This window comes from Hyphomonas chukchiensis (assembly GCF_000682695.1).
Taxonomy (GTDB): Bacteria; Pseudomonadota; Alphaproteobacteria; order Caulobacterales; family Hyphomonadaceae; genus Hyphomonas; species Hyphomonas chukchiensis.
The window spans coordinates 1-18,541 of sequence record NZ_AWFG01000035.1; the positions used below are offsets into that span (position 1 = coordinate 1).

Sequence of the window (18,541 nt, forward strand, 5' to 3'; positions counted from 1 at the left end):
CACCTATGTCTCGAGCCGCTCACTTACCAACCTCGAAACCAATGTCGGTCGCTGCTCGCTTCCCGCACGCTGTAGCCGTGTCATCACTGTCACGGCAGGCGCAAATATCCCTGCGGATGTGCCTCGCCCTGTTTCGATCAGGCGGGCTTGCCCATATAAGCCCGGGTACCGTTACTTCGCCCGCCCCACCGCCTCCCAAAGCCAGCCTCCTGCGGAGACCTTGCGCAATGCTTGCCCCCTTTGACCTCGTCGAAGTCGAACCTGGTCGGCGGCTGCATGTCTGTGTCGAAGGTCCCGTAGATGCGCCATGGGTCATCTTCGATCACGGCGCCTTTGGCTCCTATACCGATGGCTGGTGGATCAAGGAGGCGCTGAAGACCGACCATCGCGTCGTGCTCTATGGCCGCGCCGGGATGGACTGGAGCGACCCCGCCCCCGAAGGCACACCCCTCAGCCCCGACTTCCATGTTGCTGACTTGCGACGCCTGCTCGATGCGCTCGCCGCCCGCCCGCCTTATGTCCTGGTCGGTCACTCCATGGCGGGCCTGCGCCTGCATGCTTATGCGAATCTCCATCCGGACGAGATTGCCGGCCGGGTCTTCGTTGACGCGATGAACCCCGCCTACTTGCGCCGGAAGGGCGGGATGCGCCTGCTGAAGGCCTTTGCCGGCCTGTTGCGCATGGGGCGACTGGCCTCGAAAGCCGGTGCCCTCAACCTGATCGCCCCCTTCACCGGTGACGACATAGACCTGCCGAAGCCGCGCAAGCAGGAAAAGCGATTCCTCTTCCGCAAGACCGATCACTGGACCGCCGCATTGGGCGAAGTGCTGGCGACGGATCCTGACGCGGCCTGCTTCACCCCATCCATCCCCGTCACCACCCCCGTTTCCGTCTTCTCACGCGAGGCGGACGGCGGCGAAAACGCGGGACTCGTCAAATCCGTCTCGAATCAGGGCGGCTATGGACGCCTGTTTGCGCTCGAAGGCGAGACCCACACATCCCTGCTCAACCCGCACCACGCGGCCCGGATTGCCCGCGAAGTTCGCTACATGACACGCATACAGGTGCCATGGGAACGGACATCGCAGATGGATAAAGCGATGCATGACCAACCCGAAATAGGCGTATAAAGTCGGTCTCGCTACGGAAGGAATACCGGCATGAAGGATATCGCGACGCTTGCGCGCCAATTTCTGCACACAAAGCCGGAGGACCTGACAGAGCGAGAGCGCCGCGTACTGGAGCGCTTCGTCGAAAGGCGCCGCATATCCCGCAATATCAGCAAGATGCTCGACAAGGACATGTCCTTCGGCGACCGCCTTGCCGACAAGGTCGCCGCCTTCGGGGGCTCATGGACCTTCATCATCATCTTCGGGGTCGTTCTGGTCCTCTGGATTGGCGGCAACACGCTGCTGGCGGCGGACAAGCTCGGCGCGGTCGATCCCTACCCCTTCATCTTCCTGAACCTCATTCTGTCCATGGTCGCCGCCATCCAGGCGCCTGTCATCATGATGTCCCAGAACCGGCAGGCCACGAAGGACCGCGCAGCGGCTGGCTATGACTATGAAGTGAACCTCAAGGCCGAGCTGGAAATCCTCCAGCTGCACGAAAAGCTCGATGAGATGCGCCAGAACCAGCTTACGGCGCTGCTCGAACAACAGGCCGCGCAATTGGCGCTCCTCCAGCAGCTGGTACAGGCGAAAAGCGATGGAGCGTCGCAGGGTGGCTGAGCAAACAGACGCTGCCTTTGAAGACCAGCCCGTCACCGCGCTGGCGCCATGGAAACGGCGCCTGGGGCTGCTTCTCGTTGCGCTCCTGTTTGTGGCGGCCATCGTCGCGGTGCACACCGAGCTGCGGCATATGTCCATGCACAGGATCTATGGCGAGCTGAGGGGCCTGACACTCAGCCAGGTGCTGCTCGCATTGGCAGGCACGGTCATCAGCTATCTCGGCGTATCCGGCTATGACACGCTGGCCCTGCGCTATGCGCGCAAGCCGCTTCCCTATCAGAAGACGGCGTTCGCCTCTTTCACCTCCTACGCCTTGTCCAACACGCTGGGCATGCCCCTGCTGACTGGCGGCGCGGTGCGCTACCGCCTCTATTCCAGCTGGGGCCTGACAGCTCAGGATGTCGGCCTGCTCGCGGTGGTGACGGGTGGGACGCTCTATGTCGGCGCGCTGACCTTTGCCGGGCTCGGCCTTCTGGTCGAGGCAGACCGTTTTGAGTCCGTTTTCCATGTCCCCGCTGTCCTTGCGCATGCCGCCGGGCTCGTCTTCCTCGCCCTTGTGCTGGCCTTCCTCGTGCTCTCCCGGTTCACGAACCGCACTTGGCGCATACGATCCTACGAGATCACGCCGCCGGGCCTGCCCGTGGCATCCGGCCAGCTGCTGGTCAGCATGGCTGACTGGGCCGGGGCAAGCCTTGTCCTCTTCGCCGTTCTGCCACCCGACACCGGCCTGTCCTATCTCGCCTTCCTGCCCATATTCGTCGCGGCCACGTTCATCGGCGGCATGAGCGGATTGCCGGGCGGGGTCGGCGTCTTCGAGGCGGTTATCCTCCTGATGGTCCCGGCCAGCAGCAGCGAAGCCCTGGCGGCCAGCCTGATTGCCTATCGCGTGCTTTACTACCTGATGCCCCTGGCCGTCGCCGCCATCCTTCTCGCGGTGCACCAGTACCGGCATGCCGGGGCGCAGATCAAAGGCGCCGCTGCCGCCGCGCAGGACGTGACCGAACTCTTCGCTCCGACGCTGTTCTCGCTGATCGCCTTCCTCGCCGGCGCCTTCATGCTGATCTCGGCCACGACGCCGACGCTCGCCGGACCGCTGGAGGCCGCCGGGCGCATACTGCCCCTGCCGGTGATCGAGCTGTCGCACTTCCTCGCGTCCATCGTCGGAGTCCTTCTCCTCATCGTCGCCCTCGGCCTGCGCCAGAAGCTCGACCATGCCTGGACCATCGGCATGATCCTGCTCGTGCTCGGGGCGGGGCTGACCCTGCTCAAGGGCGCCCATCCGCACGAGGCGATCATCCTCCTCGTGTCGCTTGGCCTGCTCGCCACATCCCGCAAGGCCTTCTACCGCAAGACCCCGCTCAGCCAGGCCCGCCTCACCCTGCCCTGGATCCTCGCCATCCTTGGCGCCGTCAGCGCGGCCATCTGGCTCGGCTTCTTCTCCTACGAACATGTCGCCTATCGCGACGAGCTCTGGTGGACCTTCTCCATCAACGGACAGACATCGCGCTTCCTGCGCGCCGCCGCCGCCATCCCCATCGTGCTCCTGCTCGCCTCGCTCTGGCGCTGGCTGCAGCCGGCCATCCGCAAACAACATTCAGCCGCCGAGGCGCCTGAACCCGGACGGATCGCGGAAATCCTCGCCTGCGCGGACACGGGCTATGCCGATGGCGCGCTCGCCCTGCTCGACGACAAGCAATTCCTGTTCAGCCCCAGCGGCAACAGCTTCATCATGTATGGCGTGCGCGGCCGCCACTGGATCGCCATGAGCGCCCCCGTCGGCAAGCAGGCGGAAATCGGTCCCCTGCTCTGGCAGTTCCGCGAACAGGCCGATCTCTATGGCGCCGTGCCGGTCTTCTATTCGGTGCGGAAGGAATTCCTGCCGCTCGCGCTCGACCTTGGCCTCAGCGCCCAGAAGATCGGCGAGACAGCGCTCGTGCCGCTTCAGGACTTCTCGCTCGAAGGCTCATCCCGTTCCAGCCTGCGCGCAAGCCACAAGCGCGCCCTGCGCGACGGCCTCACCTTCGAGATCATTCCCGCCAGCGCCTGCGACGATATCCTGCCAGACCTCGCAAGCATTTCCGACGAATGGCTCGCCATCCATGGCGGCGCCGAGAAAAGCTTTTCCCTCGGCCGGTTCGACCGTGACTATCTGCGCAACTTCCCCATGGGCGTTGCCTGGTGTGACGGCCAGATCGTCGCCTTCGCCAACCTGATGTCCACGGCGGATGGCAAGGAAATCGCCATCGACCTGATGCGCTACGGCCATGCCGCGCCCAAGGGCGTGATGGACTTCCTGTTCATCGAACTGATGCTCTGGGGCAAGGCGCAGGGCGCCGAGACGTTCGACCTCGGCATGGCGCCGCTCTCCGGCCTCGAGGGCCACCGCCTCGCCACGCTCACGTCCAAGCTCGGCGCGTTCGTCTACGAACACGCCAACAAGATCTACGGCTTCGAGGGCCTGCGAAACTACAAGAAGAAGTTCCTGCCCGAGTGGGAGCCGCTCTATCTCGCCGCCCCTGCCGGCCTGTCCTTGCCCATCGCGCTCGGCGATGTGGCCATGCTCACCAGCGGCGGCCTCAAGGGCATGTTCACCAAGAGCTGAGCCTCAGCACTCGATGACGTTCACGGCCAGCCCGCCCTGGCTGGTCTCCTTGTACTTCGAGGACATGTCGATGCCCGTCTGGCGCATCGTCTCGATCACCTGGTCGAGCGACACCTTGGTCTGCTCCAGCGAGTGCAGCGCGAGGCGCGCGGCGTTCACCGCCTTCACCGCGCCAATTGCATTGCGCTCGATACACGGGATCTGCACGAGCCCGCCCACAGGGTCGCAGGTCAGTCCCAGATTATGCTCCATGCCGATCTCGGCCGCATTGGCGCACTGCTGCGGCGTGCCGCCCCAGACAGCTGCCAGCCCCGCGGCCGCCATCGAACAGGCCACCCCCACTTCGCCCTGGCACCCCATCTCGGCCCCCGAAATCGACGCCCGCTGCTTGTAAAGGAGGCCCACGCCGCCCGCCGTCAGGAGGAACTTGCGCAGGCGCACCGTGCGGTCTTCTGCGTCCGCGCAATAATGCTTGATCACGGACGGAATGATGCCCGCCGCGCCATTGGTCGGCGCCGTCACCACCTGCCCGCCGCCGGCATTTTCCTCGTTCACCGCCATCGCATAGGCGTTCAACCAGTCGAAGATCTGCTCGCGCTCGTTCGATTGCGGGGACGCCTGAAGCTTGGCCCAGATCTCCGGTGCCCGGCGGCGCACTTTCAGGCCGCCCGGCAGGATGCCCTCATGCGCCAGCCCGCGCTCGATACAGCTGAGCATCACCTCGGCAATCCGGTCCAGCGCGGCTTCCGTCTCCGCGCGTGGGCGCATCGCGTCTTCATTGGTCAGGATCACGTCATGGATCGCCCTGCCCTTGTCGGCACATATCCCCAGCAGCTCTGCCGCCGAACCGAAAGGATAGGGCACATCACTGCCGGTCTTCACGATATCGTCTTCCGGTGGCGTGCTCAGCTGTTTGGCCGTCGCAATGAATCCGCCGCCGACGGAGTAATACGTCTCCTCCACCAGCGCATCGCCATTCGCGTCGAAAGCGCTCAGCTTCATCCCGTTCGGGTGCAGGTCCGGCAGCACGTGATAAGCGAACACAATATCCGTCTCCGGATCGAACGGGATCACCCGCCCATCGGCCAGCTGCAGGTCCTTGGCCGTGTAAACGTCAGCCACCATCGCGTCGGCCTTGTCGGGATCCAGCGTCTCCGGTTCCATGCGAAGCAGGCCGAGCACCACGGCCTTCGGCGTCGCATGCCCCGCCCCGGTCAGCGCCAGCGACCCCTGCAGCTCCACCTCGATCCGCTCGACAAGCCCCAGCACATCCCTGTCCGCCAGCGCGGCAGAAAACCGGTTCGCAATCCGGATGGGCCCCACCGTATGGGAGCTGGACGGCCCGATACCGACGCGAAAGAGATCAAGAACTGAAAGCATGGATATGTCCGCTCATGGTGCGACTGGGCCGTCATGCCTGCCCGCCCCTGCGTCTCAAGGCAAGGGCTTGTCCTGCAATCCGGCCGTCACATCGTATCCATAGATCCAGTCATTGCGCGAATGCACAAATCCTGGTGCCGCACGCCCCGCCAGCCACATCGGCCCATAGGTCGCGAGCTGCGTGACCGGATTGTGCCGGTGGAACAGTTTCGCATTGTTGCGCGCCCCGGCCTGCACGGCTTCTGTCCGCCCGCGCCGGTCACGCTCATAGGCGGCCAGCGCATGGGTCACGTCCCCACCTTCCGAAAGGCGCGCCGCCAGCACCCAGGCATCCTCGATCGCCATCACGGCCCCCTGCGCCAGGAAAGGCAGCATCGGGTGGCAGGCATCGCCCAGCAGCACGACCCGGCCGTCATGCCAGCGCGGCAGCGCAGGTCGATCAAACAGCGCCCACCGGTTCAGTACATCGGCCTGCCGGATCATGTTCGTGATCACCGGGTGCCAGCCGGCAAAGTCGGCCAGCGCATCCTCGCGCAGGCCCTCGCCCGACCAGGATTCCACCTGCCAGCCATCATGCTCCACAACGCCAACGAAGTTCGCCAGCGCCCCGCCGCGCAGCCGGTAGGTCACCGCATGGCGCCCCTTGCCGACCCAGGCGCAGGCCGTCGGCGGCGGCAGGTCATCGCCCAGCCGCTCGACCGGCACGACAGCGCGCCAGGCGACATTGCCGGTAAAGCGCGGCTTATCCGGCCCCAGCATCATCCCCCGCACGACCGAGTGGATGCCGTCTGCACCCACCAGTACGGCGCCATCGACATGGGTGCCATCCTCAAGCGTGACGGTCACGCTCTGCCCATCCTGCGTATAGGAGGCGATCTTGGCGTCAAACCGCACCGCCCCCGGCGCACGCTCCGCCAGTTCGGCCGCAAGGGCATCCACCAGATCGGCCCGGTGCAGGTGCAGATAGGGCGCGCCCCAGCGGTCAGCCGCGCTGAGGCCCAGCGGAATATCGAACACGACACGCCCGCTGCGGCCCATGCGCAGCTCGATGCCCTCCGGCTGGAACGCGTTGGCCGCGATCCGGTCGGACATGCCGAGCGCCTCGAACACTTTCATTCCGTTGGGACTGATCTGCAGGCCCGCGCCGACTTCGCCAAGCGCTTCTGCCTGCTCCAGCACAACCACGTCATGCCCGAATTGCGTCAAGGCCAGCGCAGCTGTCAGCCCGCCGATACCGCCCCCTGCAATCAGGATTTTCATGGCAAATGCCGCCTATCGCTGTTGCGACCGGTCTTCCTTGCCGCCGATCAGAACGAATCGCCGATCACAGTATTTGCACTCGACATAGTCTTCGTCGCCCATCTCGTACCAGACCTTTGGGTGGCCGAGGGCGCCGCCAGCGCCATTGCAGGAGACCTTGTGGCTGTTGGACAGCACGATTTCAGGCGGGCTGAAGACATCACGGGGTTTGCTCATAATGGGCGGCTTTCCATGGAGTTTCCGGCGCAGTCCTTGTTCGCGCCGCTACACGGACCTAACTAGTCCGCAGGGCCGCGCTGCGCAAGATCGCCCTGTGAAGAGCATTGAGGCCCGTATGACTGACGCTAAGACCGCCCCCGACTACGCCATCGAGATCGAACACCTCCAGAAAATCTATCGCGCCTCCGGCAAAATGCCCGAAAAACACGCCCTGAAGGACATCAGCCTGCAAATTCCGCGCGGCTCGGTCTTCGGCCTGCTCGGCCCGAACGGCGCGGGAAAGTCCACATTCATCAACATTCTCGCCGGTCTCGTGAACAAGACGTCCGGCACGGCCCGCATCTGGGGCCTCGATATCGACCAGCATCCGCGCCAGAGCCGCGCAGCCATCGGCGTCGTCAATCAGGAGATCGTGGCCGACCCCTTTTTCACGCCCATGGAAATGCTGGAACTGATGGCCGGCTTCTACGGCGTGCCAAAAAACGAGCGCCGCAGCCTCGAAATTCTCACAGCGCTGGGCCTTGATGACAAGAAAGACGCCTATGTGCGCCAACTGTCTGGCGGCATGAAGCGCCGACTCATGGTCGCCAAGGCCCTTGTCCACAATCCGCCCGTGCTGATTCTTGACGAGCCGACCGCTGGCGTCGACGTGGAACTGCGCCGGTCCCTCTGGACCTATGTGCGCGAACTGCACGACCGCGGCACGACCATCATCCTCACCACGCACTATCTGGAAGAGGCCGAGGAGCTTTGTGATACGATCGCCATCGTGAACCATGGCGAGATCGTCGCCAGCGAGCCGACGCCGAAACTGCTCGCCCGCCTCGACTACAAGACGCTCGTCATCACGCCGCGCGAACCGCTGGCCGCCGTTCCCGCTGGCCTCGCAGCCTTCGACGCCAGGATTCGCGACACGGGCGCGCTGGCCATCACCTTCCGCACCAGTGAGACGGGCATCGGCCGCATCCTGGAGCAGGTACGTGCATCCGGAATCAGTATCGGGGACCTCGTTACCGAAGCCCCCGATCTGGAAGACGTGTTCCTGTCGCTGACCAGCGAGCCGGAAGTCGCCTAGACGCTCTGCTTGATCCAGTCAGCGATGGCTTGCTTGCTCATCGCGCCAAGATGGGTCGCGGCAACCTTGCCATCCTTGAACACCATCAGGGTCGGCATGCCGCGCACGCCGTATTTCGACGCGACCATCGGGTTTTCGTCGACATTGATCTTGGCGACCTTCACCTTGTCGGACATCTCGACCGAAACGGCCTCAAGATGGGGCGACATCTGCTTACATGGGCCGCACCATTCAGCCCAGAAGTCCACGACGACCGGAAGCTCGGAATTGGCGATCACGGAGTCGAATTCGTCGTCCGTTACATTCACTGCAGCCATGATTGGCTCCTTTATGCTTGTTTCTTGGATGATACATAGGGACTCATCGGCGAAGTCAAACCTCGCTCTGCGCACGCTTTAGTGACTCTAACAGGTCTGCCTCAGGCAGCACCATCAGTTTCGGTCCGTCCGTCCAGCACAGCGCCGCCACCACTTCCCGGCCGGGATAGGCCTTCCGCAGCACCGCCCAATAGGCACCCATCTGGGCCCGATAGGTGTCGGCCACACCCGCAGCCGTGTCCGGCGCCGGCTGGTCCGTCTTGAAATCGATGATCAGCACGCGCTCCGGCGTCACCACCAGCCGGTCCACCCGGCCATTGATCACCGTGCCGTCCGGCAGCTCGTCGGCCGTGCCGATGACCGCCGCTTCCGCCCGCCCGCCCGGCTGGAAGATATCCGCCATGGCCGGATCATTCATCACGCCCATGGCCGCGCCCAGCATCTCTGCGCGCTGCTCGTCATCCAGGTCCGGGTTCCGGCGCAGGAACTCCTGCCCCGCCGCTTCGCGCTTTGCTTCCGGAATCGCAGGCAGGTATTGCAGCAGCGAGTGGATCAGGCGCCCACGCCGCATCTGCGCCTCGCGGCGTGGCCCGAACGGGGCGAGTACCGGCGTGTTGCGCGCCAGCAGGCTTGTCGGCGCGCTCAGCTTGCGCGCAGGCCCGTCAACCGGCGGTTTGCGCAAGGCCCAGTCCGGGAAGGGACTCGGAACGGTCACGGAATGGTCCGAAAATACCTTCGAAGGGCCCCTTGAACCATATATCCGCACCCCTTCGTCCCCCTGAGGTGCCAGGGAATCCATCGCGTCGGCGCACAGCGCGTACCAGCTCTTCTTGTGGAAGCCTTCCTTGCCGCCGCCATGCCAGTGACCGGCAATGATCAGCCGGTCCTGCGCCCGTGTCAGCGCCACATAGAGCAGGCGCCGATGCTCCTCCTCCGCCTTGGCATCTGCAATGGCCCTTACAGCCGCGACGTCCGGCGTATCGGTATCCTTGCGCGGCGACCAGACCGGCACACCGTCAATTTCGAACAGGCGCCCAGAGCCCCCGCGCGGCCCCGATGTCGTGTCCGGCAACACCACGACCGGCGCCTGCAGGCCCTTGGCCCCGTGCACCGTCATGACCCGGACTTCCCGCTCCGGCGCCGCCAAATCCCGTTTGATTTCAGTGTCATGCGCCTCCATCGCCGCCAGGAATCCCTGCAGCGAGGCAGGCTCAGCCGAGTCATGCGCCAGCGCCCGCGCCATCAGCGCCTCGACCGGATCCCGCGCCGGCGTGCCCAGCCGCGCATTGATCTTCTCCCACCCCGTTTGCCCGTCTGCGCCCGGCTGATCCATCACGGACGACAGGAACTCATAAGGCGCCATATGCGCCCGCTGCAACAGACTCTGCAGGAACGCCGCCGCCGCAACGACATCCGGGTCCTCGCTCTGCTGAACCCGAGTCCAAAGCGAGACTTTCCGTTTCCGGTCCACGGCCAGCGGATAGAGATACCGGTCATCATCGACCAGCCCAAGGAACGGCCCGCGCAGTATCTCCGCCAGCGTCAGGTCCGCCTCCGGCAGCGTCACGAATCGCAACAGGTTCAGGCAATCCTGCACCCCAATATGATCGAGCAGCTTCAGCCTGTCAGCGCCCGCCACCGGCAGGCCTTCAGACTTGAGCGCAGAAATCATCGCATCGAACAATCCCCCCGTGCGGCCCCTGACCAGAACAAGAATGTCCTGAGGCTCCACAGGGCGACGTATCCAGTCACGCCCCTCTTCTACCCAGACGGTCTCCCGCCGGTCGATCATCCGCCTGATTTCACCCGCCAAATGCTTTGCCAGCTGCGCCTTGGGCGAAGCCTCCCGCATCGCGTTGACCGGTCGGTCCCAGGCATCTTCCGGCACGTCTTCAGCGGGCGGCTCCAGAGCCCACAGCTCGACGCAGCCCGGCTGGCTCGCCCGGCGGGCCGTATGTTTCACAAGGTCCGCCACCATCGGCGCGTTAGGCGCATGCGCGCCCTCAATCGGCGGCGCCGTGTTCCAGACCTGATCGACAAATTCCAGAACCTGCGGCGACGAACGGAAGGACATGTCCATCGAGCCAAGCAGCATGTCCGTTGAAAGCTGCGTGAATTCCTGCGCCTTCTCACGGAACTTCGACGGGTCAGCCCCCTGGAAGGAATAGATCGACTGTTTCTCGTCCCCGACCACGAACAGGGTTCGAGGGTCCTGCAGGCGCTCGGCGCCCATGCCCGAGAAGAATTCCGCCGTCAGCGCGCTGATCAGCTCCCATTGCGGCGGGCTCGTATCCTGCGCTTCGTCGAGCAACACATGGCTAAGGCCGCCATCCAGCTTGTAGAGCACCCAGTCCGACATGCCGGTTTGCGTGAGCAAAAGGCGCGTCTTGTGGATCAGGTCGTCAAAGTCGAGCGCTGCCCGCGCCGCCTTTTCCCGCTGGTAGGCCAGCAGGGCCGGCACGCCCACCCGGAACAGGGCCGACGTTCGCTCGAACGCCCGCGCACGCGCCAGCGCTTCGGCCAGTTCGCGCACCCGAGCCGTCTCGCTGCCCTCGCCATCCTTCATCTGGAAAAGATCGGCAATCAGGGGCGTCTGCTTGGCCGTTGGTGCGGTGTAGGGATTGGACTTGCGGAAATCCCCCGTCCCGGTCGTGAAGATGCCGAGATAGATCTCCCAGCGCGCCACGGGGCCGACAACCTCCATGACAGCGACGAGCGCGTCCGCGGTCTTCGCATCCGTCGCAGCGCCGCCCTGAAGCGCCCCGATGACCGCCCGCAGGTCAGCCACCGGCAGCCCCTCGCCCATCGCCAGTTCGAGCATTTCGTCTGCGCTCGCCTCCGGCGCGTTGAGGCTTTCGCACAGGGCAAAATCCATCGCGTCGAAATCAAAGTCATGCGTCTCGGCAAAATCGAGCACGACGCCGCCCGACCAGCGCAACGTATCCAGCGCGGCCATCGCGCCTTCATGTCCGCCTTCCAGCGCCAGAAGGTCCAGCAGTTCGGGCGCCTCCTCCTGCGCCTTCAGAACGGCCTGCGCGCGCGCGGCATTCCACAGGGTTGCCGCCTCGTCTTCCTCGATCTCGGCAAAGCCCGGCAGCACGCCAGCCTCAAGGGGGAACCGGCGCAGGATACGCGAACAGAAGGCATGGATCGTCTCGATGCGCAGGCCGCCGGGCGATTCCAGAGCGCGGGCGAACAGGGCCCGCGCCGCTTTCAGATCATCCGGCGTATAAGCTTCCTCGGCGCGGCCTTCCAGCTTCGCAAGTTCCGCGCGGAGTTTGTTATCCTCCATGACCGACCAGCGCCCGAGCGTCTTGAACAGGCGCGACAGCATCTCGCTCGCCGCAGCTTTCGTATAAGTGATGCACAGGATGGAATCCGGCGCCGCGCCCGGCCGCCCGTCTTCCCGCCGCAGCAACAGGCGCGCGACCCGGTCGATCAGAACCTTGGTTTTGCCGCTGCCCGCATTGGCGGACACGAAAGCGGGTATGGCCGGATTGGCCACAGCGGCCTGCACACCGATCGCTTTCAGAAAGGCGGGCGCCTCATCGCTCTCGCGGACAGGATCAAACGGATCAGCCATTGTCGCCCTCTCCGTCTTCGGTGTCGCCTGCCCACTCCGCCCGGCGCGCGAGCCGGTTGAAGCCATTGTCATACTTCACGAATTTCACGCGCGGCGCCGACAGGAAACTTGTGTCCGGCTGTCGGTAATTGGCGATCAGCCGCTTCATTCCCTCTTCCGCCTTGTCGGCCAGCTCACCGGGCGTGGCTGTCAGGGCGCGCGACGTGCCGACAACCCGAGAATCCGGCTTGGCCTTGAACGCTACATATTCCAGCGCGGCGACGGGCGCCGCAGCAATGCCCTCGTATTTTCCGGCGCGCGCTATCAGCGCCTGTAGGGGCATCTGCTGGCTCAGCTCTGTGGCGATTTCCTTGTCGGATGGCGGACTACCTGTCTTGAAGTCGACGATCACAAGGTCGCCAGTTGCTGTCCGCTCGATCCGGTCTGCCGTTGCTGACAGCGTGAAGGGATAGCCCGCGATGTCAAAGTCCAGCTCGCCTTTGACCTCCAGCTTCGGCTTCGTCCCGCCCGTATCGCGCGTCGCACGCCAGTTGAGATACCAGTCGACGGTCTTCTGCCAGACAGCCCGGCGCGCCACCCAGTCTTCCTTCGGCTCACCGACGCGGGCGAGTTCCTGTTCCAGCAGCGCCATCAGGTGCTGCGGCGTCTTTGGTGCGCCGTCTTCTTCCAGCAATTCCAGCGCGTGGTGGATCGCCGTCCCCCGCGGCGCCGGCCCGAGCGGTGCGTTCATCGGGTCGATCGTCTCGAGGCCGAGCACATTCTCCGCCCACATCGCATAGGGATCGCGTTGCAGCAGGTCGATCCGCGTGACCGACAGGCGCTTTGGCCAACCTTCCGGGTGCCGCGTCGGTTTTGGCTCCACGGGGAAGTCTTTCGGCAAGGTCCCCGTGCCGCGATCCTGCATCGCCGACACCCAGTCCAGCGGATGCCCGCCCACAGGCGCCAGCGCCTCCGCAGCCTTGTCGTCCAGCGCGCCCTCCGCCAGAGTCTTCAGGCGCCACACCCAGCGCGAGGCCACGGCGGGCGCATCATCGCGCCGTGCGGCGTGCAGCATTACCACGGTCGGCGCGCATGCGAGTTGGGCAAAGTCATGCGCTGAAAGGCCCAGCCTGTCTTCCGGATCGTTCAGGCCCAGCTCCTGCCGGAACCGGCGTGGCAGGAAAGCATCCGGTGCCGGGCGATGCGGCCAGACATCCTCGTTGAGGCCCGCAAGGATGACGCGGCTGGCAGACTGCAGACGCGCTTCCAGCGGGCCCCAGATCGACAGGCGCGAATGCTCGACAATCCCGGCACTGATGGTCATCTGCGAACTCTGGGCATGGATCAGGTCGACCAGCGCATAGGGCACCATCGGGCCGAGTTGCCCGGAGAGTTCGCTGATGCTTTCCAGCAGCTTGGTCGCCCCACGGCCATCTTCACCTGCCCATGGCAGCGGCGCTTCGCTGATCCGTCCGGCAAGCGCGGCGATCCGCTCAGCGCCTTCCGTGCCGTCCACCAGCGTTTCGACGGAGAGGTCGGCGTCCGTTTCGTCAAACACGGCGATCAGCCGGTCGACCAGTGCGATGGCCACATCCTGATCGTCCCGCGTGAAGCTCGCATAGGGTTCAATGTCGCCCCGCGTATCGATGCTCTCCCGCAGGCCGGCCAGATCGCGCCAGCGACGCGGCCCGCGCAGGAAATGCCGCTCAAGAACAGGCAAGCTCTCGCGATCCTTCACAAAGCCATGTTTCAAGGCAGCCGTCAGCGCTACAGGCTCGGACGGATCAATTGCCCAGCTGGCGCAGAGCCCGATCAGGCTGCCTGCAGGCGTCCGCCCCAGCGGGACCCCCGCCGACGGGGGCACATCCACGCCCCAGCGCTTGAGCAGTGCCGACACGCGGCGCGCCAAGCCGGCATCCGGCGTCACCAGTGCGGCTGTCTCGCCCGGCGTTTCCAGCGTCTCCCGCATCAGCAGTGCAGCGGCTTCCGCCTCGGCCGCCTCATCCGGCGCCTCGATCACCGTCAGGCCCGACAGCGCATCCACCGCAAAGTCCTCGACCGTCGACCCCGTCGCCTTCGCCAGCACTTTCAGCGTGGCCCGCCAGTCAGCCGTCGCGTCCGCCGGAGCCAGCGCTTCATGGATCAGACGGCGCCGGGCCGTATCGGTTTCATGCTCTTTGATACCCGGCCACGCCGCCACATCCGCAGGCGCCACAGAAAGATGATCCAGCGCATCAATCAGGGAATTCTGCGGGTGGCTCACCGACTGCCGGATCGCATTCCACGCCTCGTCATCCGCATCCATGTCGAGGCCTGGCAGGACGATCAGTCCTTTGGGCAATGTCAGCGCGGCCTTCATCAGCACACGGCCAGCCGGCGTAGCACCGGTAGACCCGGCAATGATCACCGGCGCTGTTGGCGGGTTCGCCAGCCAGTCGGCTGCCAGCGCCTCTGCCGCAGCAAGGCGCCGGGCAAACGGGTCCATGGAATTGTTGTCATTCAGCCATTCCGGCCACGCCGCCGTGATGATCTTCAGGAACGCGACCGACCGATGCCAGTGCGCCGCGAGGTCTGACTCCTCCACCAGCCCGTCCAGCTTGGTCCAGTCCGCCCCTGCACTGAGCGCGGCCTGATCAAGCAGGCGCGAGAGCTCCCGCGCCGCTGCCAGCGCCGAGGCCGGCGGCAGGTCGACGCGATACTCCGCCTCGTAAAACTTGCGTACCAGCGCTGCCAGCGCGCCAAGCCGCCGGGCGGGCGACAATGCGGGCGGCAGGCCGACCAGCGCCGTCTCCGCATTCGGCGGCGCTTCCTCGCTTTCAAGATCACCCAGCGTGCGCACATCCGGCGGCAGGATCGATTTCTCCCCCGCCGCATCATACAGCGCGAGGATCAGCGCCCGCGCCGACCGGCTGTTCGGCACATAGATGATCGCGTCGCTGAGGGCATCAGGCTGCTCACTCAGGTGTGTTTCCTTGGCCAGCGTTGTCGCCAGCGCCCGCAGGAAATCGGCCCCCGGCGGAATGGACCAGACTTTCGGGCGCCCGACCCCAAAGACCTGCGCCTCATTCGCCATGGCAGCGCAGCCACATCTCGGCATCCTTCAGCGCGCCCGGATCGCCCACATGCAGCCAGAACCGGTCCAGCGGCCAGCCCATCAGGCGCCCCTTGGCGATCAACTCATCCCAGACGCGCAGCGCCGAGAAGCGCTCTATCGGCGTGTCATCATAGAGCTGGGGCCGGATGATCCGCGCCCCGGCATAGGCCCAAGGTGCCGACGGCGCATCGTTCCGGCGCACCATGCGGCGGTCATCGCCGAGGAAGAAATCCCCCGCTCCGTCGAAGCCAAGGCTTTGCCCCGTATCGGCCACCATCAGCAAAGCGTCGGCCAGCTCCGGCTCGAACGCCTCCGCCATCGCCCGCAGCGGCGCATCGGACTCTGGGGCCCAGAAGGCATCCGTGTTGATCACATAAATCGGGTCATCGCCCAGCAGCGGCCGCGCCTTGGCCAGCGCGCCGCCGGTCTCAAGCACTTCGCCGCGCTCATCGGAGATAACCACTTCCAGATCGGTCCGCCCGGCAAGGTGTGCTTCCATCTGGTCGGCCAGGTAGTGCACGTTGACGATCACGCGCTTCACGCCTGCCGCCACCAGCGGGTCCAGCATGCGGTCGATCAGGCGCTTGCCGCATACCTCAATCAATGGCTTCGGCGTGCCATCGGTCAGCGGTCGCATCCGCGTGCCGAGGCCAGCCGCAAGCACCATGGCCGTGTGGGGAACCGGAACGCTCATGGCTTTGCCTCAAATACGAACGGCGTCGTCTCGCGCACGAACGCCGCCATGCCCTCCAGTGCCGGATGTGACAGGTTGCGCGCAAGGATCGACAGCTGGCGCGGCTGGAACAGCCCGTAGCGCGGCTTGCCGTCCCGGATCATCAGGCGCGCGAACACGCCCGCAATCCGCAACGCATTGAGCGCGCCAATCACAGCCAGCCGTTCGTCGAACGCCGCGCGGTCCTTGCCCGTAGTGTTAACGTAATGACTGATCGCCGCCTCTGCCGCCTCCGGCGAAACGGCGCGGCGCGCATCCTGGGTCAGCATGGCCATGTCCCATACATCCCAGCCTTTCACGGCGTCCTGGAAGTCGAGCAGGCCAATCTGGCCGTCCTCCAGCCAGAGCAGGTTCTCGGCATGAAAGTCGCGCAGCGTCAGCCCGCGCGGAAAGGCCATGGCCTGCTGGATCAGCGCATCGCGCTCGGCTTCCCAGCGCGCCCTCTGCTTGCCTTCAAGCGGGCCGCCCCCGGCCTGCGGGGGCAGCCAGTCAGCATAAAGGTCCGCATTGGTCGCGAGGGCCAGCCGGTCAAACTCAAGGATCGGCCAGACCTCTCCGCCGCGTTCCAGGTTCAATGGCACCGGAAGCCCATCAATCCTGGTCAGCACATCCGCCGCCGCCACATAGGCCTCGGTTTCGTCCACCAGACCGCTTTCGATCTGGCGGGCAATCTCGCGGCCGTCGCCAAAATCCTCTATCAGCGCGAGCCCGGTCTCCGTGTCATGTGCCATGATGCGCGGAGGCCGCAGCCCATGCCCGGCCAGGAAGTCGGCCAGCAGCACGAAGGCATCCACGCGCGAGGCGGCAAGACGTGTCTGCGCGTTCCACCCCATCTGATTCCGCAAGGCTTCATCGGCGTCCGGCGGGCACGGGTCGGCCTCGATCCGGGGCGCATCCATCAGCAAAGCGCGCGCGGCATCTGGCCGCACCAGCCTTATATAGCGGCGGGTTGAAGCATCCTGTCCAAGCGGAATACGCGTCGCGTCGCCCCACCCGGCCTTGGCCAGGAAGGTGTCGATCTGCGCTGTCCGGTGGCTAGAATCGAAATCCATCCAGCCGCTTCTGCCAGTCTTCGCCCACCGGTTCCAGCCTCGCGCGGCGCTGCTCCCCAACCATTTCCAAAGTCAGGTCCAGCCTCACGCTCGGCAAATAGCGCCCGGCCCGCTCCGGCCACTCGATCAGCGCCACACCGTCTTGCGTCTCGTCCCATCCCAGTTCCATCACCTCATCCGGCGCGTTCATACGGTACAAGTCGAAGTGCCATATGGGGAATTCCGGCCCGTCATAGGACTGGACGAGCGTATAAGTCGGGCTTGGCACCTCTTCATCCGCCCCGCACAGCGCCTGCACGAGGCCGCGGGTCAGCGTCGTCTTGCCGGCCCCCAGATCGCCATGAAGGGCGACCACATCGCCTAAGCGCAGCACGGCGGCGAGATGCGCACCAAGGCTCCGCGTGGCAGCATCGTCTGCAAGGTCAAACGTCAATTCCATACCGCGCAATATAGCCACTCCTGCCGCCCCGGCTACGCGCAATTCCCTGTGGGATCCGACAGGGTTCTTGACACCAGCCGCTCCGGCTGGAACTCCAGTGCCATAAGGGATTGCAAAAATGACGCTAGCGTCATAATTTGATCAAAACCACGGGACGGGAACGCATTTTGGATCTGACAGGCGCAACACGCATCGTCATCATCGGCGGCGGACAGGCTGGCGCGCAAGCGCTTCAGTCGCTGCGCCAGGGTGGCTATGAGGGCAAGCTGACGCTCGTTGCGGACGAAGCGGCCCTGCCCTACCAGCGCCCGCCTTTGTCCAAGGCCTATATGAAGGGCGAGTTCTCCGAGGAGCGCCTCTATTTCCGTCCTGAATCCTGGTATCAGGACCAGAATATCGAGGTCATTCTCTCGACGCACGCGGCGAAGATCGATCGCACGGCGCAGACGGTTGAACTGCCCCATGGCGGACAAATCGATTATGATGCGCTGATCATCGCGACGGGCTCGCGCCCCCGCGTCCTGCCCACCAAGGGCGCCGACCTTGAAGGCGTTCACGACCTGCGGGACCTTTCGGATGTCGAGCGCATCCGTCCCAACATGATTGCCGGCCGCAAGATGGTCATCATCGGTGCCGGCTATATCGGCCTCGAAGCCGCCGCCGTTGCGCGCCAGATGGGGCTCGATGTCACCGTTCTGGAAATGGCGCCCCGCGTGCTCGCCCGCGTTACCAGTCCGGTCATGAGCGAGTTCTTCGAGACCGAACACCGCGCCCAGGGCGTCACCATCCTCACCGGCGCGCGTCTCGACCATCTCGATGGCGAAGGCGGCAAGGTCTCGGCGGCCATACTGGCTGACGGCACGCGCCTCGATGCCGATATCGTGCTCGTCGGCATTGGTATCCTGCCCAATGAAGAACTCGCCAGGGACGCCGGCATCGCGTGCAATAACGGCATCCTTGTCGATCGCGATGCCCGTACGTCCGACCCGCGCGTCTTCGCGGCGGGTGACTGCGCCAGCCGTCCTCTCGTGCATTTTGGCCGGTCGGGACGTCTTGAAAGCGTCCACAATGCCATCGA

The 18,541-nt window shown here is 65.0% G+C and carries 14 protein-coding genes; 5 read left to right on the forward strand and 9 right to left on the reverse strand.

The window, feature by feature from the left end:
• The first annotated feature begins 227 nt into the window (after positions 1-227).
• Genes HY30_RS19360 through mprF form a run of 3 tightly spaced genes read left to right on the forward strand, consistent with a single transcriptional unit; the run spans position 228 to position 4,332 of the window.
• Positions 228-1,130, forward strand: a complete 903-nt coding sequence (locus HY30_RS19360) for an alpha/beta fold hydrolase (protein ID WP_051615422.1) — start codon at positions 228-230, stop codon at positions 1,128-1,130.
• A 30-nt stretch (positions 1,131-1,160) separates the two neighbouring features.
• Positions 1,161-1,730: a DUF1003 domain-containing protein gene (locus HY30_RS12110; protein ID WP_034740738.1), complete on the forward strand. Its 570-nt coding sequence runs from the start codon at positions 1,161-1,163 to the stop codon at positions 1,728-1,730.
• On the forward strand, positions 1,723-4,332 hold the full coding sequence (gene mprF, locus HY30_RS12115; RefSeq protein ID WP_162176941.1) for a bifunctional lysylphosphatidylglycerol flippase/synthetase MprF: 2,610 nt from the start codon (positions 1,723-1,725) through the stop codon (positions 4,330-4,332). The genes HY30_RS12110 and mprF overlap by 8 nt, the downstream gene beginning before the upstream one ends.
• A 3-nt stretch (positions 4,333-4,335) precedes the next feature.
• Here the strand turns inward: mprF and HY30_RS12120 are convergent, their stop codons facing one another.
• From HY30_RS12120 to HY30_RS12130, 3 genes are read right to left on the reverse strand one after another with little or no spacing between them, the layout of a single operon-like run.
• Positions 4,336-5,712 (reverse strand): L-serine ammonia-lyase, encoded by a 1,377-nt coding sequence (locus HY30_RS12120; RefSeq protein ID WP_034740741.1) that lies wholly within the window; start codon positions 5,710-5,712, stop codon positions 4,336-4,338.
• A 54-nt stretch (positions 5,713-5,766) separates the two neighbouring features.
• A complete protein-coding gene (locus HY30_RS12125; protein ID WP_034740744.1) occupies positions 5,767-6,972 on the reverse strand; it encodes an FAD-dependent monooxygenase in 1,206 nt (401 codons plus the stop codon).
• Between the two features lie 12 nt (positions 6,973-6,984).
• A complete protein-coding gene (locus tag HY30_RS12130) occupies positions 6,985-7,188 on the reverse strand; it encodes a zinc-finger domain-containing protein (protein ID WP_034740746.1) in 204 nt (67 codons plus the stop codon).
• Positions 7,189-7,306: 118 nt separating this feature from the next.
• Here HY30_RS12130 and HY30_RS12135 point away from each other — a divergent pair, with 118 nt between their 5' ends.
• Positions 7,307-8,266, forward strand: coding sequence for an ABC transporter ATP-binding protein (locus HY30_RS12135; RefSeq protein WP_034740749.1), 960 nt, complete (start codon positions 7,307-7,309; stop codon positions 8,264-8,266).
• On the opposite strand, the gene trxA is transcribed toward HY30_RS12135, so the two are convergent.
• From trxA to tsaE, 6 genes are read right to left on the reverse strand one after another with little or no spacing between them, the layout of a single operon-like run.
• Entirely contained in the window at positions 8,263-8,583 is a 321-nt protein-coding gene (gene trxA / locus HY30_RS12140) for a thioredoxin (protein ID WP_034740752.1), read from the reverse strand. The genes HY30_RS12135 and trxA overlap by 4 nt on opposite strands.
• A gap of 55 nt (positions 8,584-8,638) precedes the next feature.
• Complete coding sequence (gene addA / locus HY30_RS12145; protein ID WP_051615424.1) at positions 8,639-12,166, reverse strand: double-strand break repair helicase AddA; 3,528 nt, start codon at positions 12,164-12,166, stop codon at positions 8,639-8,641.
• Positions 12,159-15,218, reverse strand: coding sequence for a double-strand break repair protein AddB (addB, locus tag HY30_RS12150; protein ID WP_051615426.1), 3,060 nt, complete (start codon positions 15,216-15,218; stop codon positions 12,159-12,161). The genes addA and addB overlap by 8 nt, the downstream gene beginning before the upstream one ends.
• On the reverse strand, positions 15,208-15,933 hold the full coding sequence (locus HY30_RS12155) for a nucleotidyltransferase family protein (RefSeq protein ID WP_034740754.1): 726 nt from the start codon (positions 15,931-15,933) through the stop codon (positions 15,208-15,210). The genes addB and HY30_RS12155 overlap by 11 nt, the downstream gene beginning before the upstream one ends.
• Entirely contained in the window at positions 15,930-17,024 is a 1,095-nt protein-coding gene (locus HY30_RS12160; RefSeq protein ID WP_034740757.1) for an aminoglycoside phosphotransferase family protein, read from the reverse strand. The genes HY30_RS12155 and HY30_RS12160 overlap by 4 nt, the downstream gene beginning before the upstream one ends.
• Entirely contained in the window at positions 17,008-17,463 is a 456-nt protein-coding gene (tsaE, locus tag HY30_RS12165; protein ID WP_034740760.1) for a tRNA (adenosine(37)-N6)-threonylcarbamoyltransferase complex ATPase subunit type 1 TsaE, read from the reverse strand. Before tsaE ends, HY30_RS12160 begins: the two co-directional genes overlap by 17 nt.
• A gap of 167 nt (positions 17,464-17,630) precedes the next feature.
• Between tsaE and HY30_RS12170 the strand changes: the two genes are divergently transcribed.
• Positions 17,631-18,541: NAD(P)/FAD-dependent oxidoreductase (locus tag HY30_RS12170; protein ID WP_051615427.1), on the forward strand; the 911-nt coding region annotated here is incomplete at its 3' end.